The 18,571-nt window shown below is 72.1% G+C and carries 19 protein-coding genes; 13 read left to right on the forward strand and 6 right to left on the reverse strand.

The features are described from left to right. Positions 1–123: 123 nt before the first annotated feature. Genes ACFPL3_RS30580 through ACFPL3_RS30590 form a run of 3 tightly spaced genes read right to left on the reverse strand, consistent with a single transcriptional unit; the run spans position 124 to position 2,775 of the window. A complete protein-coding gene (locus tag ACFPL3_RS30580) occupies positions 124–897 on the reverse strand; it encodes an N-acyl homoserine lactonase family protein (protein ID WP_343944440.1) in 774 nt (257 codons plus the stop codon). A 10-nt stretch (positions 898–907) separates the two neighbouring features. Continuing rightward, positions 908–1,591, reverse strand: a complete 684-nt coding sequence (locus tag ACFPL3_RS30585) for a GntR family transcriptional regulator (RefSeq protein ID WP_343944439.1) — start codon at positions 1,589–1,591, stop codon at positions 908–910. Between the two features lie 47 nt (positions 1,592–1,638). Beyond that, positions 1,639–2,775 carry a serine hydrolase domain-containing protein gene (locus ACFPL3_RS30590; protein WP_343944438.1) on the reverse strand — a complete coding sequence of 379 codons (1,137 nt, stop codon included), beginning with the start codon at positions 2,773–2,775 and terminating at the stop codon, positions 1,639–1,641. A 103-nt stretch (positions 2,776–2,878) separates the two neighbouring features. Between ACFPL3_RS30590 and ACFPL3_RS30595 the strand changes: the two genes are divergently transcribed. The 11 genes from ACFPL3_RS30595 to ACFPL3_RS30645 all read left to right on the forward strand — a co-directional run bounded on the left by ACFPL3_RS30595 (position 2,879) and on the right by ACFPL3_RS30645 (position 14,280). Further along, positions 2,879–3,313: a carboxymuconolactone decarboxylase family protein gene (locus ACFPL3_RS30595; RefSeq protein ID WP_343944437.1), complete on the forward strand. Its 435-nt coding sequence runs from the start codon at positions 2,879–2,881 to the stop codon at positions 3,311–3,313. A gap of 5 nt (positions 3,314–3,318) precedes the next feature. After that, positions 3,319–4,215, forward strand: coding sequence for an NAD(P)-dependent oxidoreductase (locus tag ACFPL3_RS30600; RefSeq protein WP_343944436.1), 897 nt, complete (start codon positions 3,319–3,321; stop codon positions 4,213–4,215). A gap of 58 nt (positions 4,216–4,273) precedes the next feature. After that, positions 4,274–4,669, forward strand: coding sequence for an AraC family ligand binding domain-containing protein (locus tag ACFPL3_RS30605; protein WP_379589793.1), 396 nt, complete (start codon positions 4,274–4,276; stop codon positions 4,667–4,669). After that, entirely contained in the window at positions 4,666–5,895 is a 1,230-nt protein-coding gene (locus ACFPL3_RS30610) for an ABC transporter substrate-binding protein (protein ID WP_343944434.1), read from the forward strand. Before ACFPL3_RS30605 ends, ACFPL3_RS30610 begins: the two co-directional genes overlap by 4 nt. Before the next feature lie 24 nt (positions 5,896–5,919). Then, on the forward strand, positions 5,920–7,245 hold the full coding sequence (locus tag ACFPL3_RS30615; RefSeq protein ID WP_343944433.1) for an MFS transporter: 1,326 nt from the start codon (positions 5,920–5,922) through the stop codon (positions 7,243–7,245). A gap of 35 nt (positions 7,246–7,280) precedes the next feature. Beyond that, the gene (locus tag ACFPL3_RS30620) at positions 7,281–7,712 is read left to right on the forward strand and encodes a nuclear transport factor 2 family protein (RefSeq protein WP_343944432.1); all 432 of its coding nucleotides are present in this window, start codon (positions 7,281–7,283) and stop codon (positions 7,710–7,712) included. Then, positions 7,709–9,208, forward strand: coding sequence for an aldehyde dehydrogenase (locus tag ACFPL3_RS30625; RefSeq protein ID WP_343944431.1), 1,500 nt, complete (start codon positions 7,709–7,711; stop codon positions 9,206–9,208). Before ACFPL3_RS30620 ends, ACFPL3_RS30625 begins: the two co-directional genes overlap by 4 nt. A gap of 5 nt (positions 9,209–9,213) precedes the next feature. Then, positions 9,214–10,056: an N-acyl homoserine lactonase family protein gene (locus tag ACFPL3_RS30630; RefSeq protein ID WP_343944430.1), complete on the forward strand. Its 843-nt coding sequence runs from the start codon at positions 9,214–9,216 to the stop codon at positions 10,054–10,056. Next, a complete protein-coding gene (locus ACFPL3_RS30635; RefSeq protein ID WP_343944429.1) occupies positions 10,053–12,110 on the forward strand; it encodes an FAD-dependent oxidoreductase in 2,058 nt (685 codons plus the stop codon). Before ACFPL3_RS30630 ends, ACFPL3_RS30635 begins: the two co-directional genes overlap by 4 nt. Positions 12,111–12,259: 149 nt before the next feature. Beyond that, positions 12,260–13,504, forward strand: coding sequence for an MFS transporter (locus ACFPL3_RS30640; protein WP_343944428.1), 1,245 nt, complete (start codon positions 12,260–12,262; stop codon positions 13,502–13,504). Beyond that, a complete protein-coding gene (locus tag ACFPL3_RS30645) occupies positions 13,504–14,280 on the forward strand; it encodes an SDR family NAD(P)-dependent oxidoreductase (protein ID WP_343944427.1) in 777 nt (258 codons plus the stop codon). Before ACFPL3_RS30640 ends, ACFPL3_RS30645 begins: the two co-directional genes overlap by 1 nt. A gap of 11 nt (positions 14,281–14,291) precedes the next feature. Here ACFPL3_RS30645 and ACFPL3_RS30650 read toward each other — a convergent pair whose 3' ends face one another. From ACFPL3_RS30650 to ACFPL3_RS30660, 3 genes are read right to left on the reverse strand one after another with little or no spacing between them, the layout of a single operon-like run. Continuing rightward, positions 14,292–15,509: a cytochrome P450 gene (locus ACFPL3_RS30650; RefSeq protein WP_343944426.1), complete on the reverse strand. Its 1,218-nt coding sequence runs from the start codon at positions 15,507–15,509 to the stop codon at positions 14,292–14,294. Between the two features lie 8 nt (positions 15,510–15,517). Next, positions 15,518–16,477: a PDR/VanB family oxidoreductase gene (locus ACFPL3_RS30655; RefSeq protein ID WP_343944425.1), complete on the reverse strand. Its 960-nt coding sequence runs from the start codon at positions 16,475–16,477 to the stop codon at positions 15,518–15,520. 48 nt (positions 16,478–16,525) lie between these two features. Beyond that, a complete protein-coding gene (locus tag ACFPL3_RS30660) occupies positions 16,526–17,272 on the reverse strand; it encodes an IclR family transcriptional regulator (protein WP_343944424.1) in 747 nt (248 codons plus the stop codon). Positions 17,273–17,301: 29 nt separating this feature from the next. Here ACFPL3_RS30660 and ACFPL3_RS30665 point away from each other — a divergent pair, with 29 nt between their 5' ends. Both ACFPL3_RS30665 and ACFPL3_RS30670 read left to right on the forward strand, forming a co-directional pair. After that, the gene (locus tag ACFPL3_RS30665; RefSeq protein WP_343944423.1) at positions 17,302–18,012 is read left to right on the forward strand and encodes a DUF3592 domain-containing protein; all 711 of its coding nucleotides are present in this window, start codon (positions 17,302–17,304) and stop codon (positions 18,010–18,012) included. A 227-nt stretch (positions 18,013–18,239) separates the two neighbouring features. Next, positions 18,240–18,569: a hydrogenase maturation nickel metallochaperone HypA/HybF gene (locus ACFPL3_RS30670; protein ID WP_343944422.1), complete on the forward strand. Its 330-nt coding sequence runs from the start codon at positions 18,240–18,242 to the stop codon at positions 18,567–18,569. Positions 18,570–18,571 lie beyond the last annotated feature (2 nt).

Below are 18,571 nucleotides of genomic sequence, written 5' to 3' on the forward strand. Positions count from 1 at the left end.
CGGACCCCGCCCACGTCAACGACCACCACAAACACGATCAACCACGGCGGCACACGCCACCGCGGTGACCCCCCACGCCCTCACCACACCAAGACTGGACTTGACCTCGTCCTCATAGGCTGCTCAGGCGAGCCGCACCACGTCCGGGTTCGTGCCCTGCGCGCCATGGCGCACCGCCGGGTCGTGCCCCGGTACGACCAGCTCGTCGCGGGTGGCGAGGCGCTCGCAGGTGCGGAACCCCTCGAGCATCTCGGCCACATCCACCACGAGGGGGAACGGGTTGCCGGTGGTGCGGTTCTCGGTGAAGTGCAGCGCGTCGCTCGCCAGCACCAGCCAGCCGGCGTCCGTCCGCACGCGCACCACCTGCAGACCGCCGGTGTGGCCGCCGATCCGGTGCAGCTCGACGCCGTCCGCGAGATCGGCGCGGCCGTCGTGGAGGCGCACCCGTCCGGCGTGCACGAGCCGGACGACCTCGCTCACGTCGGCGGGCTCGAACGGCTGCGCGAGCAGGGGATGCGCCATCGGCGGCCCGGTCGCGTACGACTGCTCCGAGCGCTGGACGTGGAACGTCGCGCCGGGGAACCAGCCCGTGCCGCCCGCGTGGTCGTAGTGCAGGTGGGTGAGCACGACGTCGGCGACGTCCGCGGCGGTGACGCCCACCTCGGCCAGCAGGTCCGGCACCGTGTGCAGGAACGTGCGCCCGCGGGCGGCGGCGACCTGCGGCGTGCAGCCCGTGTCGACCACGATCGTCCGTCCGCCGCCGCGGACCAGCCACACGTAGTAGTCCAGTGGCATCGGCTCGTCGTCGGCGCCCTGCGAGTGCAGGAAGTTCTCGCGCCGGGACCGGTCCGGCAGCGTGGCGTAGCGCAGGGCGTACACCTCGTACGTCGCGCTCATGGGCGGTCCGTCATGGCGCCGCTTCCGAGTTCTGCTCCCGCAGGACGGCCAGCGCGGCGACCGCGGCGTTCTCGATGTGCGTCGTGCACGCGACCCACGCGGCGTCCTCGTCGCGGGCCTCGAGCGCCTTGACGAGGTCGCGGATCTCCTGGATGGAGGCCTGCGCGCGCTCGGGGTTCGACAGCGACGTGGCGCGCAGCTGGGAGGCCTTCGTGTGGACGGTGCGCAGCATGGCGGTGACCTGCTTGTTGCCCGCACCCTCGAGCAGCACGCGGTAGAACTCGTTCTTCGCCTCGAGGAAGGGGCGCGCCTCGAACTTCGCGTAGATCTTCTCCAGCTCCTTGACCGTCCTCTTGAGCTCCCGCAGTTGCGCATCGGTCGCGCGGCGCACGAACAGGCGCGCCGCAAGACCCTCGAGCATGGTGCGGACCTGGTAGATGTCCTCGGCGTCCTCGATCCCGACGACGGTGACGAGAGGTCCCTTGTTCGGGATGATCGTGACGAGTCCCTCGTTCTCGAGCTGGCTCAGTGCCTCGCGGACGGAGGGACGCGAGACGCCGAGGCGCTCGACCAGCTCCCTCTCGACGAGCCGTTCACCCGGCGCGAGCCGTCCATCGGCGATGGCGTCGCGCAAGCTCTCGACCACGCGCTCGCGCAGGCTGGGAGTGGCTTTCACGCGCAGGGAGTCGTCCATGTCGCCATTCTCCCTGTCGGCGTCCGGTCGTGAGGTCAGATTCCCCGTCACAGGCAGGAGTAGAGGGCGTCGAGCAGGCGGCGGGCGCGCGGTCCGTTGTCGCGGTGCGGGTGCATCTGGTTCATCCCGTATGAGAAGCCGATCCGTGCGTCGGGATCGGCGAGGCCCGTGGAGCCGCCGGCGCCGACGTGGCCGAAGGCGTTCGGGCTCGGCCCCATGTAGGCGTCCGGGCTGTTGAGGGTGAACCCGAGCCCCATCCGGTAGTCGTGGCCGAGCACGGGCTCCCGCTCGGCCCACTGCGCGGTGGTGGCGACGTCCAGTCGCTCGCCTGCGATCAGCTTCTGGTCCGGACGGGCCAGCTCGCCGTAGAGGCGGGCGACGGCACGGGCGTTGCCGTGCCCGTTGACCCCGGGGATCTCCGCGAGCCGGAACTGCTCGCTGTTGTACCCGTCGTCCCGGGCCGGGTCGAACTGCGCCCACGCGCGCACCAGCAGCTCGCTGGGCCCGTCCGCGTCCTTGCCCGGCTCGTTGTAGCCCGCCCAGCGCAGGAAGCGCGCGCACCGGTGGTGGTGGGGGAGCGAGAGCCCGACGTGATAGTCGAGGTCCAGCGGCCCGGTGACGAGCTCGCGCAGCACCCGGCCGTAGGTCTTCCCGGTGACGCGCCGGACCAGCTCGCCGACGAGGAACGACATCGTCACGGTGTGGTAAGCGGGGTGGGTCCCGGGTTCGTGCAGCGGGGCCTGCGCCTCGATCGCCCCGATCATGGCGTTCCAGTCGTAGACCGCCCCCGGCCACAGCGGCTCGTCGAGGACCTCGAGACCGGCGGTGTGGGCGAGGACGTGCCGGACGAGTACGGTCTCCTTGCCGTTCGCGGCGAGCTCCGGCCAGTAGCCCGCGGCCGGGCGGTCCAGGTCCAGCAGGTCGCGCTCGACGAGCATGTGGACGACCAGCGCGGCCACGCCCTTGGCCACCGACATCATGTTCACGATCGTGTCGGCCTGCCAGGCGGGGCCGCCGTGATCGGTCGAGCCGCCCCACAGGTCCACCACGAGCCGCCCGTCGACCACCACGGCGCAGGAGGCCCCGACCTCGTCCCCGCGGGCGAAGTTCTCGGCGAAGGCCTCGGCGACCGGGTCGAAGGCGGCATCGCAGTGCCCGGCGACGGTGCTCGAACTGCTGGTCATCCGCGACCTCCACGATTGTTCGTTGCCTGATTGCCTGACAATAAGTTAATCTGCCGCGGCCTCAGGGTCAACCAGCGGCAACAGGTGACGACGGAGGAAGAGCATGGGAGAGCGGGACAGCACGGGCGGGAGCCCGACGGTCGACGGCCTCTACGAGCGCGGCCTGGAGATCCGGCGCAGCGTGCTCGGAGCGGACTACGTCGACTCCTCCGTCGCAGGCGCCGACGACTTCCTCGGCGCCTTCCAGCGGATCACGACCGAGTGGTGCTGGGGGTACGCGTGGTCGCGCGACGGTCTCGACCACCGCACTCGCAGCATGTTGAACATCGCCATGCTCACCGCGCTGGGCCGGATCCCGGAGATCCGGCTGCACGTCCGCGGCGCGCTCACCAACGGCGTCACGGTGGAGGAGATCAAGGAGATCCTCCTGCACGCCACCGTCTACTGCGGCATCCCGGCGGGCCTCGACGCGTTCAAGGCCGCCCACGGCGTGCTCGCGGAAGCGGGCGTCCTCCCGTCGAACGGTGCGGGGGAGTGAGAGCGGTGCGCATCGGTTTCGTCGGGCTCGGCAGCATGGGCGCCCCGATGGCGGAGCGGCTGGCCGTCGCCGGGCACCGGCTCGTGGTGGTGGACGCGGACCCCGCGGCGGCCGAGCGCGTCGCCGCCGCGACGGGCGCGCGCCTCGGGAAGACGCCGCGCGAAGCGGGCGAGGCGTGCGACCTGCTGATCACGATGTTGCCCGACAGCGCGGTCGTCGAGGAGGTGCTCTTCGGCTCCGACGGGGCGGTCGCGGCCATGCCTGCCCGCTCGGTGGTCGTGGAGATGAGCTCCGGCGTTCCGTCGGCCACGGTCGCGATGGCGGCGCGAACCGCGGAGCTCTGGATCGACATGATCGACGCGCCGGTCTCCGGGGGCGTGCCGCGCGCGCGGACGGGCGAGCTGACCATCATGGTGGGCGGGCCCGAGTCCGTGCTCGAGCGCGTGCGGCCGGTGCTGGACGTCCTGGGTGCCGGCGTGCGCCACACCGGGGACGTCGGGTCGGCGCACGCGATGAAGGCACTCAACAACCTGGCCTCCGCGGGTGGCTTCCTGATCGGGCTCGAGGTGCTGCTGATCGGCAAGCGCTTCGGGCTCGCTCCCGAGACGGTCGTCGAGGTGCTCGACTCCTCCACCGGCATGACCAACTCGACGCGCCGGAAGTTCCGCCAGTTCGTCCTCTCCGGCACCTACGACTCCGGCTTCGGCCTCGATCTCATGGTCAAGGATCTCGCCATCGCGATGGGGATCGCGCGCGACACGTCCACGTCGGCGCCGTTCTCGGCGCTGTGCGCGGAGCTGTGGACGGCAGCGGCGCGAGTGACCGGCCCCGGCCACGACCACACCGAGATGGCGCGCTTCAGCGAGCTGCTCGCCGGCGACACCCTCGTCCGGGCGGACTGACCGCCCCGCTCTCCGCTCCCCATCCATCCCGATCCAGTTCTGGAGGATCGCCATGCACATGATCCGTGCCCGTTCCGGTCGTCCCACCGTCCCGCGCACCGACACACTCACCGGCGCCGTGTTCGCCGACCCGGCCTCGACGCCGGGGGAGGAACCGTTCGTCAACGACGTCGTCTTCACGCCGGGCGCACGGACGTACTGGCACCGGCACGGCGGCGGGCAGCTCATCGTCGTGAGCCACGGGCGGGGCTGGGTCGTCCGCGCCGACGGCTACGGCGGGCCGGTCGAGGCCGGGCAGAGCGTGTGGACCGCGCCGGGGGAGCTGCACTGGCACGGCGCCGGGCCCGAGAGCTTCTGGGTCCAGCGGGCGTACTCGTTCGGCACCACGGCCGAGTGGTTCGCTGAGGTCTCCGACGAGGAGTACGCGCGCGCGGTGCAGGAGGCCCGGTGGTGAGCGCCGGCCACGCTCGGGTCGCAACCGCCCTTCTCGCTGCCACCGCGGTGGCGTTGACGGGGTGTGCCTCGTCGGTCGCGGCCGGGAACGCCCCCGGGATCTCGGGCGACGTGGTGCGCATCGGCTTCATCACCGACATGTCCGGCCCGTACGTCGGGATCGACGGCCCGGCCGGTGCGGAGATGGTCCGGAAGGCCGTCGCCGAGAAGGGCGGCGCCGTGGGCGGTGCGCCGGTCGAGGTGATCGTCGCCGATCACCGGAACAAGGCCGACGTCGCGGCCGCCGAGGCCACCGAGTTCTTCGACCGCCAGGGTGTCGACGTCCTCATCGGAGGCGTCAACTCCGGGAGCAGCCTGGCCATGGCGGCCGTCGCCCGCGAACGGCGCAAGCCCTTCGTCGCGGTCGGTGCCGGCGACTCCTCGCACACCGGCGAGCAGTGCTCCCCATACACCGTGCACTACGCCTACAGCACCACCGCGTGGGGGAGGATCGCCGGCCGCGCCGGTGGCGACGACGCCTCCTGGTACTTCCTCACTGCGGACTACGCCTTCGGCCGGCAGATGCACGACGCCGCCGCGCGGTACGTGACGTCCGCGGGCCGCACCGTCGCGGGCGCGGCCCACCACCCCCGTGGGGCCCCGGACCTGACGCCCCTCGTCCAGCAGGCCCACGCGAGCGGAGCTGAGGTCATCGGGCTGGCGAGCGGGCACGACGATCTGGCCCGGGCCCTCACCGCGGTGAACACGCTCGGGCTGCGCGACAGCGTGGCGGTCGTCGGGATGCACCTGTTCATCACGGAACTGGACGAGATCGGCCTCGAACACGCGCAAGGGATGTACGTCCCGGCCGGCTGGTTCTGGACCCGTGATGCGGAGACACGCGCGTGGAGCGAGCGGTTCTTCGCGGAGTTCGGGCGGATGCCGACGTCGTTGCAGGCGGCCGACTACTCGGCGGCGCTGCAGTACCTGAACGCGGTCGAGGGTGCCGGGAGCGACGATGCCGATGCGGTGCTCGCGCGGCTGAGGAACACGCGCATCAACGACGTCTACACGAAGAACGGGTACATCCGCGGCGACGGCCACATGGTCCACGACATGTACCTGCTCCAGGTCAAGGAGCCGGGGGAGTCCGCCGAGCCGTGGGACTACTACCGCCTCGTGGAAACGGTCGAGGGCGAGGCGGCATGGCCCACGAAGGGCGAGTCGGCCTGCCCCCTCTGGAAATGACCTACTGCTCAGAGAGGAGCAGCTGTGATCGAGGACACGGTCGAATCATCCAGCAAGGAATCGACGAGACGGCAGGCGCGGCGTGCGGGAGTCGGTGCCTTCGCGGGCACCACACTCGAATGGTTCGACTTCTTCATCTTCGGGTCGGCGTCCGCCCTCGTCTTCGGCGAGGTCTTCTTCTCCGGGGCGCCACCGGCCATCGGCACGCTGGCGGCCTTCGGGACCTTCTGGGTCGGCTTCCTCGCACGGCCCCTCGGCGGGCTGGTCTTCGGGCACTTCGGTGACCGGTACGGCCGCAAGTCCGCCCTGATCGTCACCCTCATGATGATGGGCGGTGCCACCGTCCTGATCGGCCTGCTCCCCGGCTACGCCCAGATCGGCGCCGCCGCGCCGATCCTGCTGGTGGTGCTGCGCATGATCCAGGGCGTCGCGGTCGGCGGCGAATGGGGCGGCGCGGTCCTCATCGCCACCGAGTACGCCCCGCCCGGGAAGCGCCTGATCTACGGGGCGTTCGCGCAACAGGGCTCGCCGACCGGGAACCTGCTGGCCACCCTGGCCTTCCTCGCTGTCGCCCAGCTGCCGGACGAGGACTTCGTCTCCTGGGGCTGGAGGGTTCCGTTCATTGCCTCCGCGGCGTTGATGATCGTCGGGCTCTTCATCCGCCTCCGCCTCGCCGAGACGCCGGAGATGGCGAAGGTCCTCGAGCAGAACAGGGCGACGGGACTACCGGCCAAGGTCGCTCTGACCCGCTACCCGACGCTGATCACGCTGGGCGTCTGCGCCGGGGTCGCCGCGGTGGCCTTGAGCTACATCAAGAGCACGTTCGCGCTGTCGTGGGTCACCAGCGACGGGGTGGACCTGTTCGACCGATCGACCTTCCTGACGATGCTCACGATCGCGCTGTTCGTGCAGGTGGTCGGCCAGCCGTTCGGCGCGGTCCTCGGCAGCCGGGTGAGGCTGCGCACCGCCGTCTACTGGATGCTCGTGCCCGAGCTGGTCCTCTTCCCGGCGATGTTCCTGCTGCTCCAGACCGGCTCGTTCTGGCTGGCTGCGCTGGGAATGGCGCTCGCGACCCTGCCGCACGCCATGTACTACGCGGTGCTGGCCGGAGTGCTCTCGTCCGCGTTCCCCACCGAGATCCGCTACACCGGCATCTCGCTGTGCTACCAGCTGTGCTCGACGCTCTTCTCCGGAACCGCGCCGTTCTTCTGCCAGTTCCTGTTCGCCACCACCGGGAACATCTGGGCGGTGATCGGACTCGGCATCGCCTACGTCGTGATCACGATTCTCGCCGTCATCCCCCTGCTGAAGCGCATCCACGCGGCCGGGCCGACCGACACCGCCATGTGACCAGCCCAGAATCGAAAACCTCAAGGAGTTGCGCCATGCCGCTGTCAGTGCAGGACAGGTTGGAGATCCAGGAGCTCTACGCCCGCTACTCCCACGCGGTCGACGCGATGGACGGCGCCGCGTGGGTGACGTGCTGGACGCGCGACGGCGAGTTCGTCCCCTCGGTGGGACCGACCGCAGGCACGCCCTACCGCGGGCACGACGAGATCCGCGCGTTCGCCGACACCCGGCCCGACGAGTACCCGCAGGCCCGGATCTGGACCACCAACTACGTGTTCGAGGAGAAGGACGGCTACGTCGAGGGCACCTGCTACGGCATGACCGTCGACGTCAGCGGCCCGGCCCCGGTGATCACCGCCCACTACGTCTACCACGACGAGATCGTCAAGGAGGACGACGGCGGGTGGCGGTTCCGGCAGCGCCATCCGGCGCTCGACGTCGAGGCGAAGAGGGAGTGGGCAGCATGATCGTCACGCACGACGGGGCGCCGCGCGAGTACCCCAACCTGATCGACGGCAAGGAGACCCCGGCCGCCGACGGGCAGACCTTCACCTCGACGAACCCGACCACCGGCCGCGAGTGGGGGACGTTCGCCCTCTCCGGCCCCGCCGATGTCGACGCCGCCGTGCGGGCGGCCGACCGGGCCTTCCACGGGCCGTGGGCCGCCATGTCGCCGACCCAGCGGGGACGGTTGCTCTCGCGGTGGGGCGCGCTCATCGCGGAGAACGCCGAGTTCGTCGGGCGGCTGGAGAGCATCCAGAACGGCAAGGTCCTCGCCGAGATGCGCACCCAGGCGATCGTCTCGGAGGACTGGCTGCACTACTACGGCGGCCTGGCCGACAAGGTCGAGGGCAGCGTCGTGCCGCTCGCACGCAGCAGCGTGCTCAACTACACCCTGCGCGAGCCGCTCGGGGTCGTGGCCGTGGTCCTGCCGTGGAACTCCCCGACCTTCATGACGGTCATGGCCGCCGCCCCTGCACTCGCGGCGGGCAACACCGTGGTGATCAAGCCGTCCGAGATCACCTCCGCGTCGGCGGTCGAGCTCGCGACCCTGGCACTGGCCGCCGGGCTGCCGGAGGGGGTGGTCAACGTCATGACCGGCCTGCGGGAGTGCGGAGAGGCGCTCATCGACCACCCGCAGGTGCGGAAGGTCTCCTTCATCGGGAGCGTGCCGGCCGGCCGGGCGATCGGCGCCCGGGCCGGCGGGCGGCTCATCACCTCCACGCTCGAACTGGGCGGCAAGAGCCCCAACATCGTGTTCGCCGACGCTGACCTCGACCTCGCCGAGAACGGCCTGCTCACCGGGATCTTCGCGGCCGCGGGGCAGACCTGCGTGGCCGGCTCGCGGGCCTACGTCCACGAGTCGGTCTACGACGAGCTGGTCGGCCGGATCGTCGACCGCGCGGGCTCCATCGAGCTCGGCGACCCGCTGCTCGAGCGCACGCAGATGGGCCCGGTCGCCACGAGCGCGCAGCTGGCGAAGGACGAGGCGCTGGTGGAGAAGGCCGTCGCCGAGGGCGCGGAGGTGCTCCACGGCGGAGCCCGCGTCACGGTGCCGGACCACCCCGACGGGTTCTTCTACGCCCCGACGATCCTGCACCGGGCGGCCGCGGCGCACACGATCATGCGTGAGGAGGTCTTCGGCCCGGTGCTCGCGGTCACCCCGTTCCGCGACGACGCCGAGGTCGTCGCCCTCGCCAACGACAGCGACTTCGGCCTCGCGGCCGGCGTGTGGACCCGGGACGTCCGCCGGGCCCACACGATGGCAAGGGCCCTCCAGGCGGGCACCGTGTGGATCAACACCTACCGGGCGCTGGCGTACAACTCGCCGTTCGGCGGCTACAAGGACAGCGGGACCGGCCGCAACAACGGGCTGGAGGCCATCCACCAGTACCTGCAGACGAAGAGCGTCTGGTGCGAGCTCGGCACCGACATCCCCGACCCCTTCGTGATCAGGGTGTAACGGCGATGTCCGAACCCCCCTCGCTCCCCGCGCAGCCGTGGGAGGTCTACGCGATCCGATTCAGCCGGCTGCACCGCCGTCGCCGGGACGCCCTGCTGCTGTGCCCACCGGCCACGGCCGACGACCCGATCGACATGGACTACTCGATGTGGGTCGCGCGCAGCGGGCAGGAGACGATCGTGATCGACACCGGCTACTCGCCCGAGCTGGGCGAGCGGCTCGGCCGGACCTTCCTGTGCGACCCGGTCGAGGTGGTCCGTGACCTCGGGGTCGAGCCGGGGTCCGTCGAGGATGTCGTGCTCACCCACTTCCACTACGACCACGCCGGGAACCTCGATGCCTTCCCCGCGGCAACCATCCACGTGCACGAGGCGGAGTTGCCCGCCGCCGCATGGCACGTCGGAGAACCGGCGCTCGCCTTCGCCTACGCGACCGAGCACGTGGCGGCCGCGCAGGCCGCCGCGGCCGAGGGACGACTGCACCTGCTCACCGGCAGCACCACGCTGCGGCCCGGCATCGAGTTGCACCAGATGGGCGGACACACCCCGGGCAGCATGGCCGTGCAGATCTGGACGGCGCGGGGGTGGCTGCTCCTCGCGGGGGATGCGAGCCACATCGCCGCCAACGCGCGGGAGCGGCGCCCGTACCCGCTCTTCTCCGACCTGCGCCGCACGTTCGAGGACTACGACGCCCTCAACCGGCTCGCCCCCGATCCCGACCTGCTCGTGCCGGGGCACGAGGCATCGGTGATCGACCGGTACCCGCCGGCCCGCCCCGACCTGGCCGGCCGGGTCGCCCGCCTGGACCTGCCGCCGGTCGACGGGCCGAGCCCGGCGAGCCCGCGATGAGCGAGCACCGCGACCCGGTCGAGTACGACGTCGTCGTGCTCGGGGGCAACCCCGGGGGCTGCGCCGCGGCCGTGACCGCGGCCCGCGCCGGAGCCCGGGTGCTCGTCCTGGAGTCCACCGCGACGCTCGGCGGGCACAATGCCAACGGCGTGTTCGCCTTCGACGCCTCTGACCCCAGAACGCTCGGCGGGGTCGCCCTCGAGATCCAGGACATCATCCGGAAGCACTACGCGGATGCCGGCGTCGACGATCCGTTGTTCGCCAGGCGCGCGGACCAGGTGTGGGAGAGCCACGTCAACGCCACGGCCTGGGCCACCCTGACCGGGGGCACCCGGAACCTCTCGGTGATCACCGGGGCGGTGCCGGTCGGGGCCACCCGCGAGGGCAGGCTCGTCACCGAGATCCGGTGGCAGCGTGCCGCGAACCCGAGCGGCGACGTCGACCCGGACGACACCGTGGTCCACGTCGTGCGCGCCCGGATCGTCGTCGACGCGAGTTACGAGGGCGACCTGCTGGAGTGGGCGTCGATCCCGTACGACATCGGGCGCGAGGCACGCAGCGCCGCCGAACCGCACGCGGGCATCCTCTACACGTCCGACCGCGACCCGGGGCCGGACGGCGTCCTCGCGCACTCGGTGCTGCCCGGGAGCACCGGGGCCGCCGACGACACGATCATGGCTTTCGCCGCCCGGCTGCACTGCCGCTGGTACGACGACCCGGCACCGGACGCGGCCCACCGCGTGCCGGCCCCGCCGGGGTACGACCCGGCCCGGTTCTCCTGGAAACCGCAGGGGAGGGGGCCGGGCGGCGAGCCGATCTGGTTCGCCGGGATCTACGTGGTGGTCGGGAACCGGGTCCTGCTGAACCGGCCGGTGGGTGGCAACGAGCTGTCGGGCCCCGCCCGCGACTACGTGCTGGCGCATCCACGCGAGCGCGGGCGGTACCGGCAGCTGTTCGTCGACCACGCGCTCGCATTCCTGCACTTCGTGCAGACCGACGGAGGGTGCCCGCAGCTGGGGCTCACCGACGACTTCGCCGACAACGGCGGCATCCCGTACCGCGTCTACGTGCGCGAAGGGCGTCGCCTCGTCGGGCGCGACCGGATGACCGAGTCGGACGTCTCGCCCTACATCACGGGCGACGACCACCGCCCCCCGCTGCGGCCCGACTCCGTCGCGATCGGTGACTGGCCGCTCGAGTCACGCGCCTGCCGCGACGGGATCGAGCCCGGGCGCACCTTCCCGGAGGGGTGGCTGTTCAACCGGACGGCGCAGGCGCCCTACCAGGTGCCCTACGGCTGCCTGCTGCCGCGCGATGTGGACAACGTGGTGGTCTGTGGCCCCGTCAGCGCCACGCACCTGGCGGCCGGGGCCGTGCGCGTGGAGTCGACCAGGATCCACCTGGGGACGGCGGCCGGCGTGGCGGCGGCCCTCGCGACCGCGCTGGGGGTGCTGCCCGTCGAGGTGCCGCTCGGCCGGGTCCAGCGCGAGCTGCTGAGGAGCCGGGTGCAGCTGACGTACTTCGGCGACGTCGGCTACGACCACGAGCACTTCGAGGCCGTCCAGTGGGCCGCGCTGCACGGTGTCGTCCCCCGGGTGGACGACTGGCTGTTCCTCCCCGACCAGCCGGTGACCTGGGCGGAGCTGGCCGAGTTCACCGTGCGCTGCCTCGGGCTGCCGGTCAGCGTGACCGGCGAGCACTTCGAGCACGTCCGCCGCCGCGATCCGGCGTTCCGCTGGCTCGAGTCGCTCTACGACTTCTCGACGCGGGCCGGGGTCGACCTGTTCGGCCTGCGGCGGCTCGGCGCCGAACAACCGGTTCCGGACCTCCTGCGGCTGTACCCCGGCCCGCGGCTGCTCCCGCAGCGGGCCTCCGGGCAGCCCACCGCCACGGAGGCGGTGCAGCTGTTGAGGCAGGTCGCGCGGGTCCTCGGCGCCGTTGCCGACCTTCCGGACGCGGCGCCGTCGGGCGCGATGTCGCGGTCGCAGCTCTGCGCGCTCCTTCTGGCGATCTCGGACGCCGTGGCGGAGGCAGTACCGGCGGCCGGGGCGTAACGCGCATTCCCGCGTCGTTCGTTCCCGGGCTTTCAGGTTCTCGACAAACGTCACCCGGCTCGTGCCGTGCCGGTGACGTCGGCGCTATTCGGAGGTGCAAGGTGGCAGAGACGACGAGTGCCCAAACTTCACAGAAGCACCGGCTGCCGATGCGACGATTGTTCGCGGCGAGCGTCGGAAATGCGCTCGAATGGTACGACTGGACGGTCTTCGGGTTGTTCAGCATCTACTTCGCCGGGCAGTTCTTCCCGCCCGGGCACGAGGAACTGGCGTTCATCAACACGTTCGCCGCGTACGCGCTGGCGTTCTTCTTCCGCCCGGTGGGCGGCGTCATCATCGGTCGCTTCTCCGACGTCAGGGGCCGCCGCCCGGCGCTGCTGCTGACGATCGTTCTGATGGCGGCCGGGTCGGCCGGGATCGGGCTGCTGCCCACCTACGAGCAGATCGGCTGGTTCGCCCCCGTCCTGCTGCTGCTCGCGCGCATCGCCCAAGGGCTCGCGGTGGGCGGGGAGGTCTCGAACGCCTCCACCTACCTCAGCGAGATGGCCCCGCCCGACTACCGCGGGCGCTACGCCTCCTTCTTCCAGAGCTCCACCGCGTCGGCGGTGCTGCTGGCGTCGCTGACCGCGTACTTCCTGTCCCGCGCGCTCCCCGCCGAGGTGATGTCGGCATGGGGCTGGCGGGTCCCGTTCGTCGTGGGCGGGGTGCTCGGGATGATCGGCATCTGGTTGCGGCGCAGCCTCGCCGAGACCGAGGTCTTCGAGCAGAAGAAGGACGTGGCCCCGCGCGTGCGGCGTCCGCTGCTGACCACGTTGCGCCGCCACCCCGGAGCGGTGCTGCAGGTGTTCGCCGTGACGATGCTGTCGACGCTGGTCTACTACACCTACTTCGCCGCGTTGACGCCGTTCGCCACCAGGACGCGCGGTGCGGCGCCCGAGGACGTGTTCCTGGCCCTGTCGATCGCCACGGCCGTGTTCGTCGCCCTGCAGTACCCGACCGCGGCGCTGTCGGACCGCATCGGGCGCAAGCCCGTCCTGCTCGGGTCGGCGGCGGCGACCGCGCTGGTCACCGTGCCGTTGTCCACACTGGTGCGGCCGGGGTTCGGCTCCCTGCTCATCGCCTTCGTGAGCGGGCTCGCGATCTACAGCTTCGTCACGTCGATCCTGCCCGCGGTGGTGAGCGAGCTGTTCCCGACCGAGCTGCGCGGGCTGGGCGTCGGGGCCTGGTACAACATGACCGTCGCCCTGTTCGGCGGTACCGCGCCCCTCCTGATGAGCGTGTTCGCGGCAGCCGGGGCCACCGACATCTTCTTCTGGTACGTCACCGCCGGTGCCGTCCTGGCCTTCTTCGTCATCCGGCGGCTGCCCGAGACCCGCGGGACGACCCTCACGTGATGGCCCAGGCGATGAGGGACACCGCGGGGTTCGCCGCCCGCACCGTGATCGTCACCGGTGCGGCCGGCGGGATCGGCTCCGCCACGGCGCTGCGGTTCGCCGGCGCGGGCGCCCGGCTCGTGCTGGCCGATCTCGCGGTGGACGCGCTCGAGCCGATGGTCGCGGCGGTCGAGGAGCGGGGAGCGAAGGCGGTGGCCGTCGGTGCCGACGTCTCCCGGCCGGCCGACTGCGAGCGGCTCGTGGACGCGGCCGTGACGGCGTTCGGGTCGCTCGACGTCCTGGTCAACAACGCCGGGGTCGCGGTGCTCACCGAGCTGGCCACGACCACCGACGCGGACTGGCAGCGCATGGTCGAGACCAACCTGAGCGGCTGCTTCCACATGATGCGCGCGGCGCTGCGGGCGATGGCGGACCACCGCGACGGGCGCATCGTCAACCTCGCGTCCAGCGCGGGCGTGCGCGGGATCAGCCTCCGCGGCGCCTACGGGGCGACGAAGGGCGGCGTGGTGCAGCTGACCAGGGCCGCCGCTGTCGAGGTGGGCCACCGCGGCATCACCGTCAACGCGGTGGCCCCCGGCCCGGTCGAGACGCCGCTCGTGCGCTCGCACTCCCCGCAGACCCGGGCCGCCTGGCACCGGCTGATGGTGATCAAGCGCTACGCCGATCAGTCCGAGATCGCGGCCGCGATCACCTTCCTCGCCTCGGCGGAAGCGGGGTTCATCACCGGTCAGGTGCTGAACGTCGACGGCGGGTTCACAGCGGGAGCGGAGCTCTGAGCCGGCAGGAATCAGGCCCACAGTCGCAACGGGAGCGACGCCCACGCCCGCAGGGTGTTGTTGTGGTGACGCCGGGCCGGTCCGGCGGGTTCGATCCGGGTGACCCGCCGGGAGAGGGCGGTGAGCAGCACCTCCGCCTCGAGCCGGGCCACGTGCTGGCCGACGCACTGGTGGATCCCCATGCCGAACCCGACGTGCCCGGACGGGTCGCGGGCCAGGTCGAAGGCGTCCGGGTCCGTCCAGCGGCGGGGGTCGCGGTTCGCCGCTGCCAGGAACATGAGGATCTTGCGCCCTTCCGGCACGACGACGCCGTCGGCGACGGTGACGTCCGTGGTGGCCGTGCGGAAGAACGTCTGCACCGGCGACTCCCAGCGCACGGCCTCGTCGAACGCCACCCGCGCGAGCCGGGGGTCTGCCCGCAGCCGATCCCACTGCTGCGGGTGCGTGGCGAACGCGTGCAGCACGGCGCCCAGCCCGTGGACGGTGGTGTCGACGCCTGCGGTGAGCAGGGAGCGGACCACGAGCGGCGCCTGCTCGTAGGTGATCTCGCCGCGGTCGGCCGCCTCCCAGATCCGGGCGCCGAACCCGTCGGGGGCGAGCTCCTCGCGCGCGCACCGGGCGTTCACCCACGCCGACAGCTCCGCCACCCGGGGCGCGCCCTTGGCGACGAGGTCGTTGCTCGGACCGAACGCGTTGAACGCGTGGTCGCCGTAGGGCAGCAGGTTCTCCCTGCCTTCGGGGGGCAGGCCGACGGCGTCCGGGAACACGCGCAACGGGAACGCCTCGGCGAGCGCGGGGACGACGTCGAGCTCGGTGTCCGCGCCGGTGAGGACTTGCTCCACCAGGTCGTCTGCCGCAGCAGCCCACTGTTCGCGCAGCCTGCGCAGCGCCCGCGCGCCCAGGATCGTCGACAGCACCCGCCGCGGTGCGTCGTGCCGCGGCGGGTCGGCCTCGAGCAGCAGGCTCGGCGGGCGCCAGGGCTTCTCGTGACGGAAGTTCGACAGGCCCACCCCGGCCCCGGACTCGAACCCCTGCCAGTTGGTCAGGGCCGCGTGCACCTGCTCGTAGCGGGCGAACGCGTAGACGTCGTACCGCGTGAGGTACGCGACCGGCCCGGCCTCGCGCAGCCGCGTGTGCAGGGGGAGCGGGTCCTCGAGGACGTCGGGTGAGAACGGGTCGGCGTCGACGGCGGGCACCCCGGGCGGGGCGGTCGCGGGGGCGGTGGTCACGGAGCCTCCTAGAGGTCGAGCACGAGCCGGTCGTCGCAGGAGCGCGACACGCACGGGAACATGCAGTCGTTCGCGGCGCGCTCGTGGTCGGAGAGGAGCGAATCGCGGTGGTCGGGGCGGCCGGCCAGCACAGTGGTCTCGCAGGTGCCGCAGATCCCCTGCGCGCAGGACGACAGCACGTCGACGCCCGCGGCGCGCACGGCGTCCAGCACCGAGACGCCCGGCGGCACGTCGACGACCACGCCTGCGCGGGCCAGCTCCACCGCGAACGGTCCGGACCGGGCCGGTGCGGCCTGCTCCTGCGCGACGAACCGCTCCAGGTGCAGCGTGTGCGGCGGCCAGTCGGCGCAGGCCCGCTCCGCCGCGGCGAGCAGGGGTTCCGGGCCGCAGCAGTACACCTTGACGCCCTCGCGCGGCGTGCCGAGGAAGGCCGCGAGGTCGAGCAGGCCGTGCTCGTCCTGCGGGACGAGCCGCACGCGGTCGGGGTGGGCGGCGAGCTCGTCGCGGAACGCCATCGACGCGCGGGTGCGCCCGCCGTGGAGCAGCCGCCAGTCGGCGCCGAGGAGCTCGGCCTGGTGGATCATCGGCAGGAGCGGGGTGATGCCGATCCCGCCTGCCACGAACAGGTAGGACGCCGACGGGACGAGCGGGAAGTTGTTGCGCGGCCCTCCGACGCCGACCACGTCCCCGGGCGCGAGCACGTCGTGCACGTACGCCGAACCGCCGCGGCCGGCGGGTTCGCGCAGGACGCCGACGCGGTAGGTGTGGGCGTCGAACCGGTCGCCGCAGAGCGAGTACTGGCGGGTGCACCCGTCCGGGAGGACGAGGTCGATGTGCGCGCCCGGCGTCCAGTCCGGCAGCCGGCGCCGGTCCGGGCGGGCGAGCGTCAGCGCGACGACGCCGTCGGCCGCGACCTCCTTGGAGACGACCTCGAGCGAGACGACGTCGGCCGCGACAGCATCGTTCACACCGGCAGGATCCGTGGGCACCGGAACGGGGCGATACGGCGTTCTCAATCAATGAGAGACGAGCCCGCGCCCGATCCCCCGAGCCGCCGCCAGCAGGGCAGGGACGTGGACGTAGGCGTTGCCGTCGTTGGGCACCACAGCGCCGATCGCCGCGACCACGGCGCCGGAGCCGTCCCGCACGGGCACCGCCACCCCGGTGGCGTCGACGTGGATGAACCCCGGGCACAGGGCGTAGCCCTGCCTGCGGATGTCGGCGAGCGTGGCGCGCACCTGCTGCGGCCGGGTGGGGGTGTGCGGGGTGAGGCGCTGCAGCGGCGAGGCGAGCACGCGTTCCTGCTGATCGACGGGGGCGTGCGCGAGCAGCACGAGCCCGGAGGAGGAGGCGTGCAGCGACAGCCGCCCGGCGATTCGCGTGTAGTTGACCACCGCGTTCGGGGCCGACATCCGCTCGACGAACAGCACCTCGTCGCCGTCGAGGACCCCCAGTTGCACGTGTTGGCCGATCACGGCGTGCAGGTCCTCGAGGAACGGCATCGCCGCCTCCCGCAGCGACAGGGTGGGGGAGGCCCGCTGCGCCAGCTCCCACATCCGCACGCCGACGCGGACCGCCCCGCCGCTGCGCACCAGCAGGCCGTGCGCGGCGAGCTCGGCGACGAGCCGCGAGGCCGTGGCGACGGGCAGCGCGGAGCGCCGGGCGATCTCGGTGACCGAGAGCGCCTGCTCGTCGGTGGTGAACGCCTCCAGCACCCGCACCACGCGGGCCACCACCGATTCCCCCGTCCGCACGCGCGGCATCGGGCGAGTCTGCTGCATGATCCCGTGCCATGACCAGGGGACGGCTCTTCACGATCGTCGGGGGCATCTTCGGATCCATCGGGGTGCTGCTGCTCGGCATCGGGACCGCGCTCGCCGTCTCCACGGCGACCTTCCAGGCGTCGGCCGAGCGGACCGAGGGCACCGTGGCGGCGCTGACCGAACGGACGTCCACGAGCAACAGCGGCCGCCGCAGCACCGCGTGGTACCCGACCGTCGAGTACACCGTGGACGGGCGCCGGTACTCGTTCGAGAGCTCCGGCGGCACGAACCCGCCGTCGTACGACGAGGGCGACACCGTTCCCGTGGCCTACGACCCGTCCGATCCGTCGGAGGCGCAGATCGCGTCCTTCTGGTCGGCGTACCTCGCGCCGATCATCCTCGGCGGCATCGGGATCGTCTTCGCCCCGCTCGGCACCGTCCTCTTCGTCAAGGGCCGGAAGGTCCAGCGGCAGCGCAAGTGGCTGTTGGAGAAGGGCCGCGAGGTCTGGGCGGAGATCGCCGACGTGGGCGTCGACTTCAGCATGCGGATCAACGGGCGCCACCCCTACGTCGTGCACGCCACGTGGCACGACGGCGGTACCGGCCGCACCCACGTCGCCACCAGCGAGCACCTCCGTGAGGACCCGGGGCCCGGCCTGCTCGGCCGCACCCACGTCCGGGTGCTCTACGACCCGGCCGACCCCGACCGCAACCTGATGGACCTCGACGCCCTTCGGTGACGGACCGAATCCCTGCATGACCCCAACCGCCGGAGGGTGCCGGCGGTCGGGACAAGGGGGCGTGCGAAGGGGGATGCTCGGCAGACGAGCTGGACCGGCGACCTGGGAGGCCTCGCCGTTCCGCCTGCGGAGGACCTGCTCGCCGGGTTCGGGCCTGGGCCGAGCTGACACCTCGCGTTGGCGGTGCGTCCGGCCTACTGTCGGACACCCGTGCCGAGGAGCCGCCGATGCACGAGCTGGCGATCACGCAGAGCGTCGTGGACACGATTCTCGAGCGCACGGAGAACGCGCGGGTGACGGCGGTGCACCTCGTCATCGGCAAGGTCTCGGGTGTGGTGCCCGATGCCGTCCGGTTCTGCTTCGAGCTGGTGGCTGCGGGGTCGCCGGTGGAGGGCGCGCGGCTGGACATCGAGGAGCCGGCCGGGCGGGCGAGGTGCCGGGCGTGCGCCGCGGAGTTCGCGTGCGACGGGCTCGTCGTGCTGTGCCCGTGCGGCAGCGCGGAGATCGATGTGCTGGGCGGGGACGAGCTGCTGATCCGCTCGGTGGAGGTGGAGTGACG

The sequence above is a fragment of the Pseudonocardia zijingensis genome (genome assembly GCF_042657305.1).
In the GTDB taxonomy this organism is placed as follows: Bacteria; Actinomycetota; Actinomycetes; order Mycobacteriales; family Pseudonocardiaceae; genus Pseudonocardia; species Pseudonocardia zijingensis.

What these genes read in the sequence shown, in the direction of transcription:
- ACFPL3_RS30640 (WP_343944428.1), top strand. Translation starts at nt 12,260, where the DNA reads ATGCGACGATTGTTCGCGGCGAGCGTCGGAAATGCGCTCGAATGGTAC.
- ACFPL3_RS30585 (WP_343944439.1), bottom strand. Translation starts at nt 1,591, where the DNA reads ATGGACGACTCCCTGCGCGTGAAAGCCACTCCCAGCCTGCGCGAGCGC.
- ACFPL3_RS30620 (WP_343944432.1), top strand. Translation starts at nt 7,281, where the DNA reads ATGCCGCTGTCAGTGCAGGACAGGTTGGAGATCCAGGAGCTCTACGCC.
- ACFPL3_RS30630 (WP_343944430.1), top strand. Translation starts at nt 9,214, where the DNA reads ATGTCCGAACCCCCCTCGCTCCCCGCGCAGCCGTGGGAGGTCTACGCG.
- ACFPL3_RS30645 (WP_343944427.1), top strand. Translation starts at nt 13,504, where the DNA reads ATGGCCCAGGCGATGAGGGACACCGCGGGGTTCGCCGCCCGCACCGTG.
- ACFPL3_RS30665 (WP_343944423.1), top strand. Translation starts at nt 17,302, where the DNA reads ATGACCAGGGGACGGCTCTTCACGATCGTCGGGGGCATCTTCGGATCC.
- ACFPL3_RS30635 (WP_343944429.1), top strand. Translation starts at nt 10,053, where the DNA reads ATGAGCGAGCACCGCGACCCGGTCGAGTACGACGTCGTCGTGCTCGGG.
- ACFPL3_RS30660 (WP_343944424.1), bottom strand. Translation starts at nt 17,272, where the DNA reads ATGCCGCGCGTGCGGACGGGGGAATCGGTGGTGGCCCGCGTGGTGCGG.
- ACFPL3_RS30670 (WP_343944422.1), top strand. Translation starts at nt 18,240, where the DNA reads ATGCACGAGCTGGCGATCACGCAGAGCGTCGTGGACACGATTCTCGAG.
- ACFPL3_RS30625 (WP_343944431.1), top strand. Translation starts at nt 7,709, where the DNA reads ATGATCGTCACGCACGACGGGGCGCCGCGCGAGTACCCCAACCTGATC.
- ACFPL3_RS30580 (WP_343944440.1), bottom strand. Translation starts at nt 897, where the DNA reads ATGAGCGCGACGTACGAGGTGTACGCCCTGCGCTACGCCACGCTGCCG.
- ACFPL3_RS30605 (WP_379589793.1), top strand. Translation starts at nt 4,274, where the DNA reads ATGATCCGTGCCCGTTCCGGTCGTCCCACCGTCCCGCGCACCGACACA.
- ACFPL3_RS30590 (WP_343944438.1), bottom strand. Translation starts at nt 2,775, where the DNA reads ATGACCAGCAGTTCGAGCACCGTCGCCGGGCACTGCGATGCCGCCTTC.
- ACFPL3_RS30595 (WP_343944437.1), top strand. Translation starts at nt 2,879, where the DNA reads ATGGGAGAGCGGGACAGCACGGGCGGGAGCCCGACGGTCGACGGCCTC.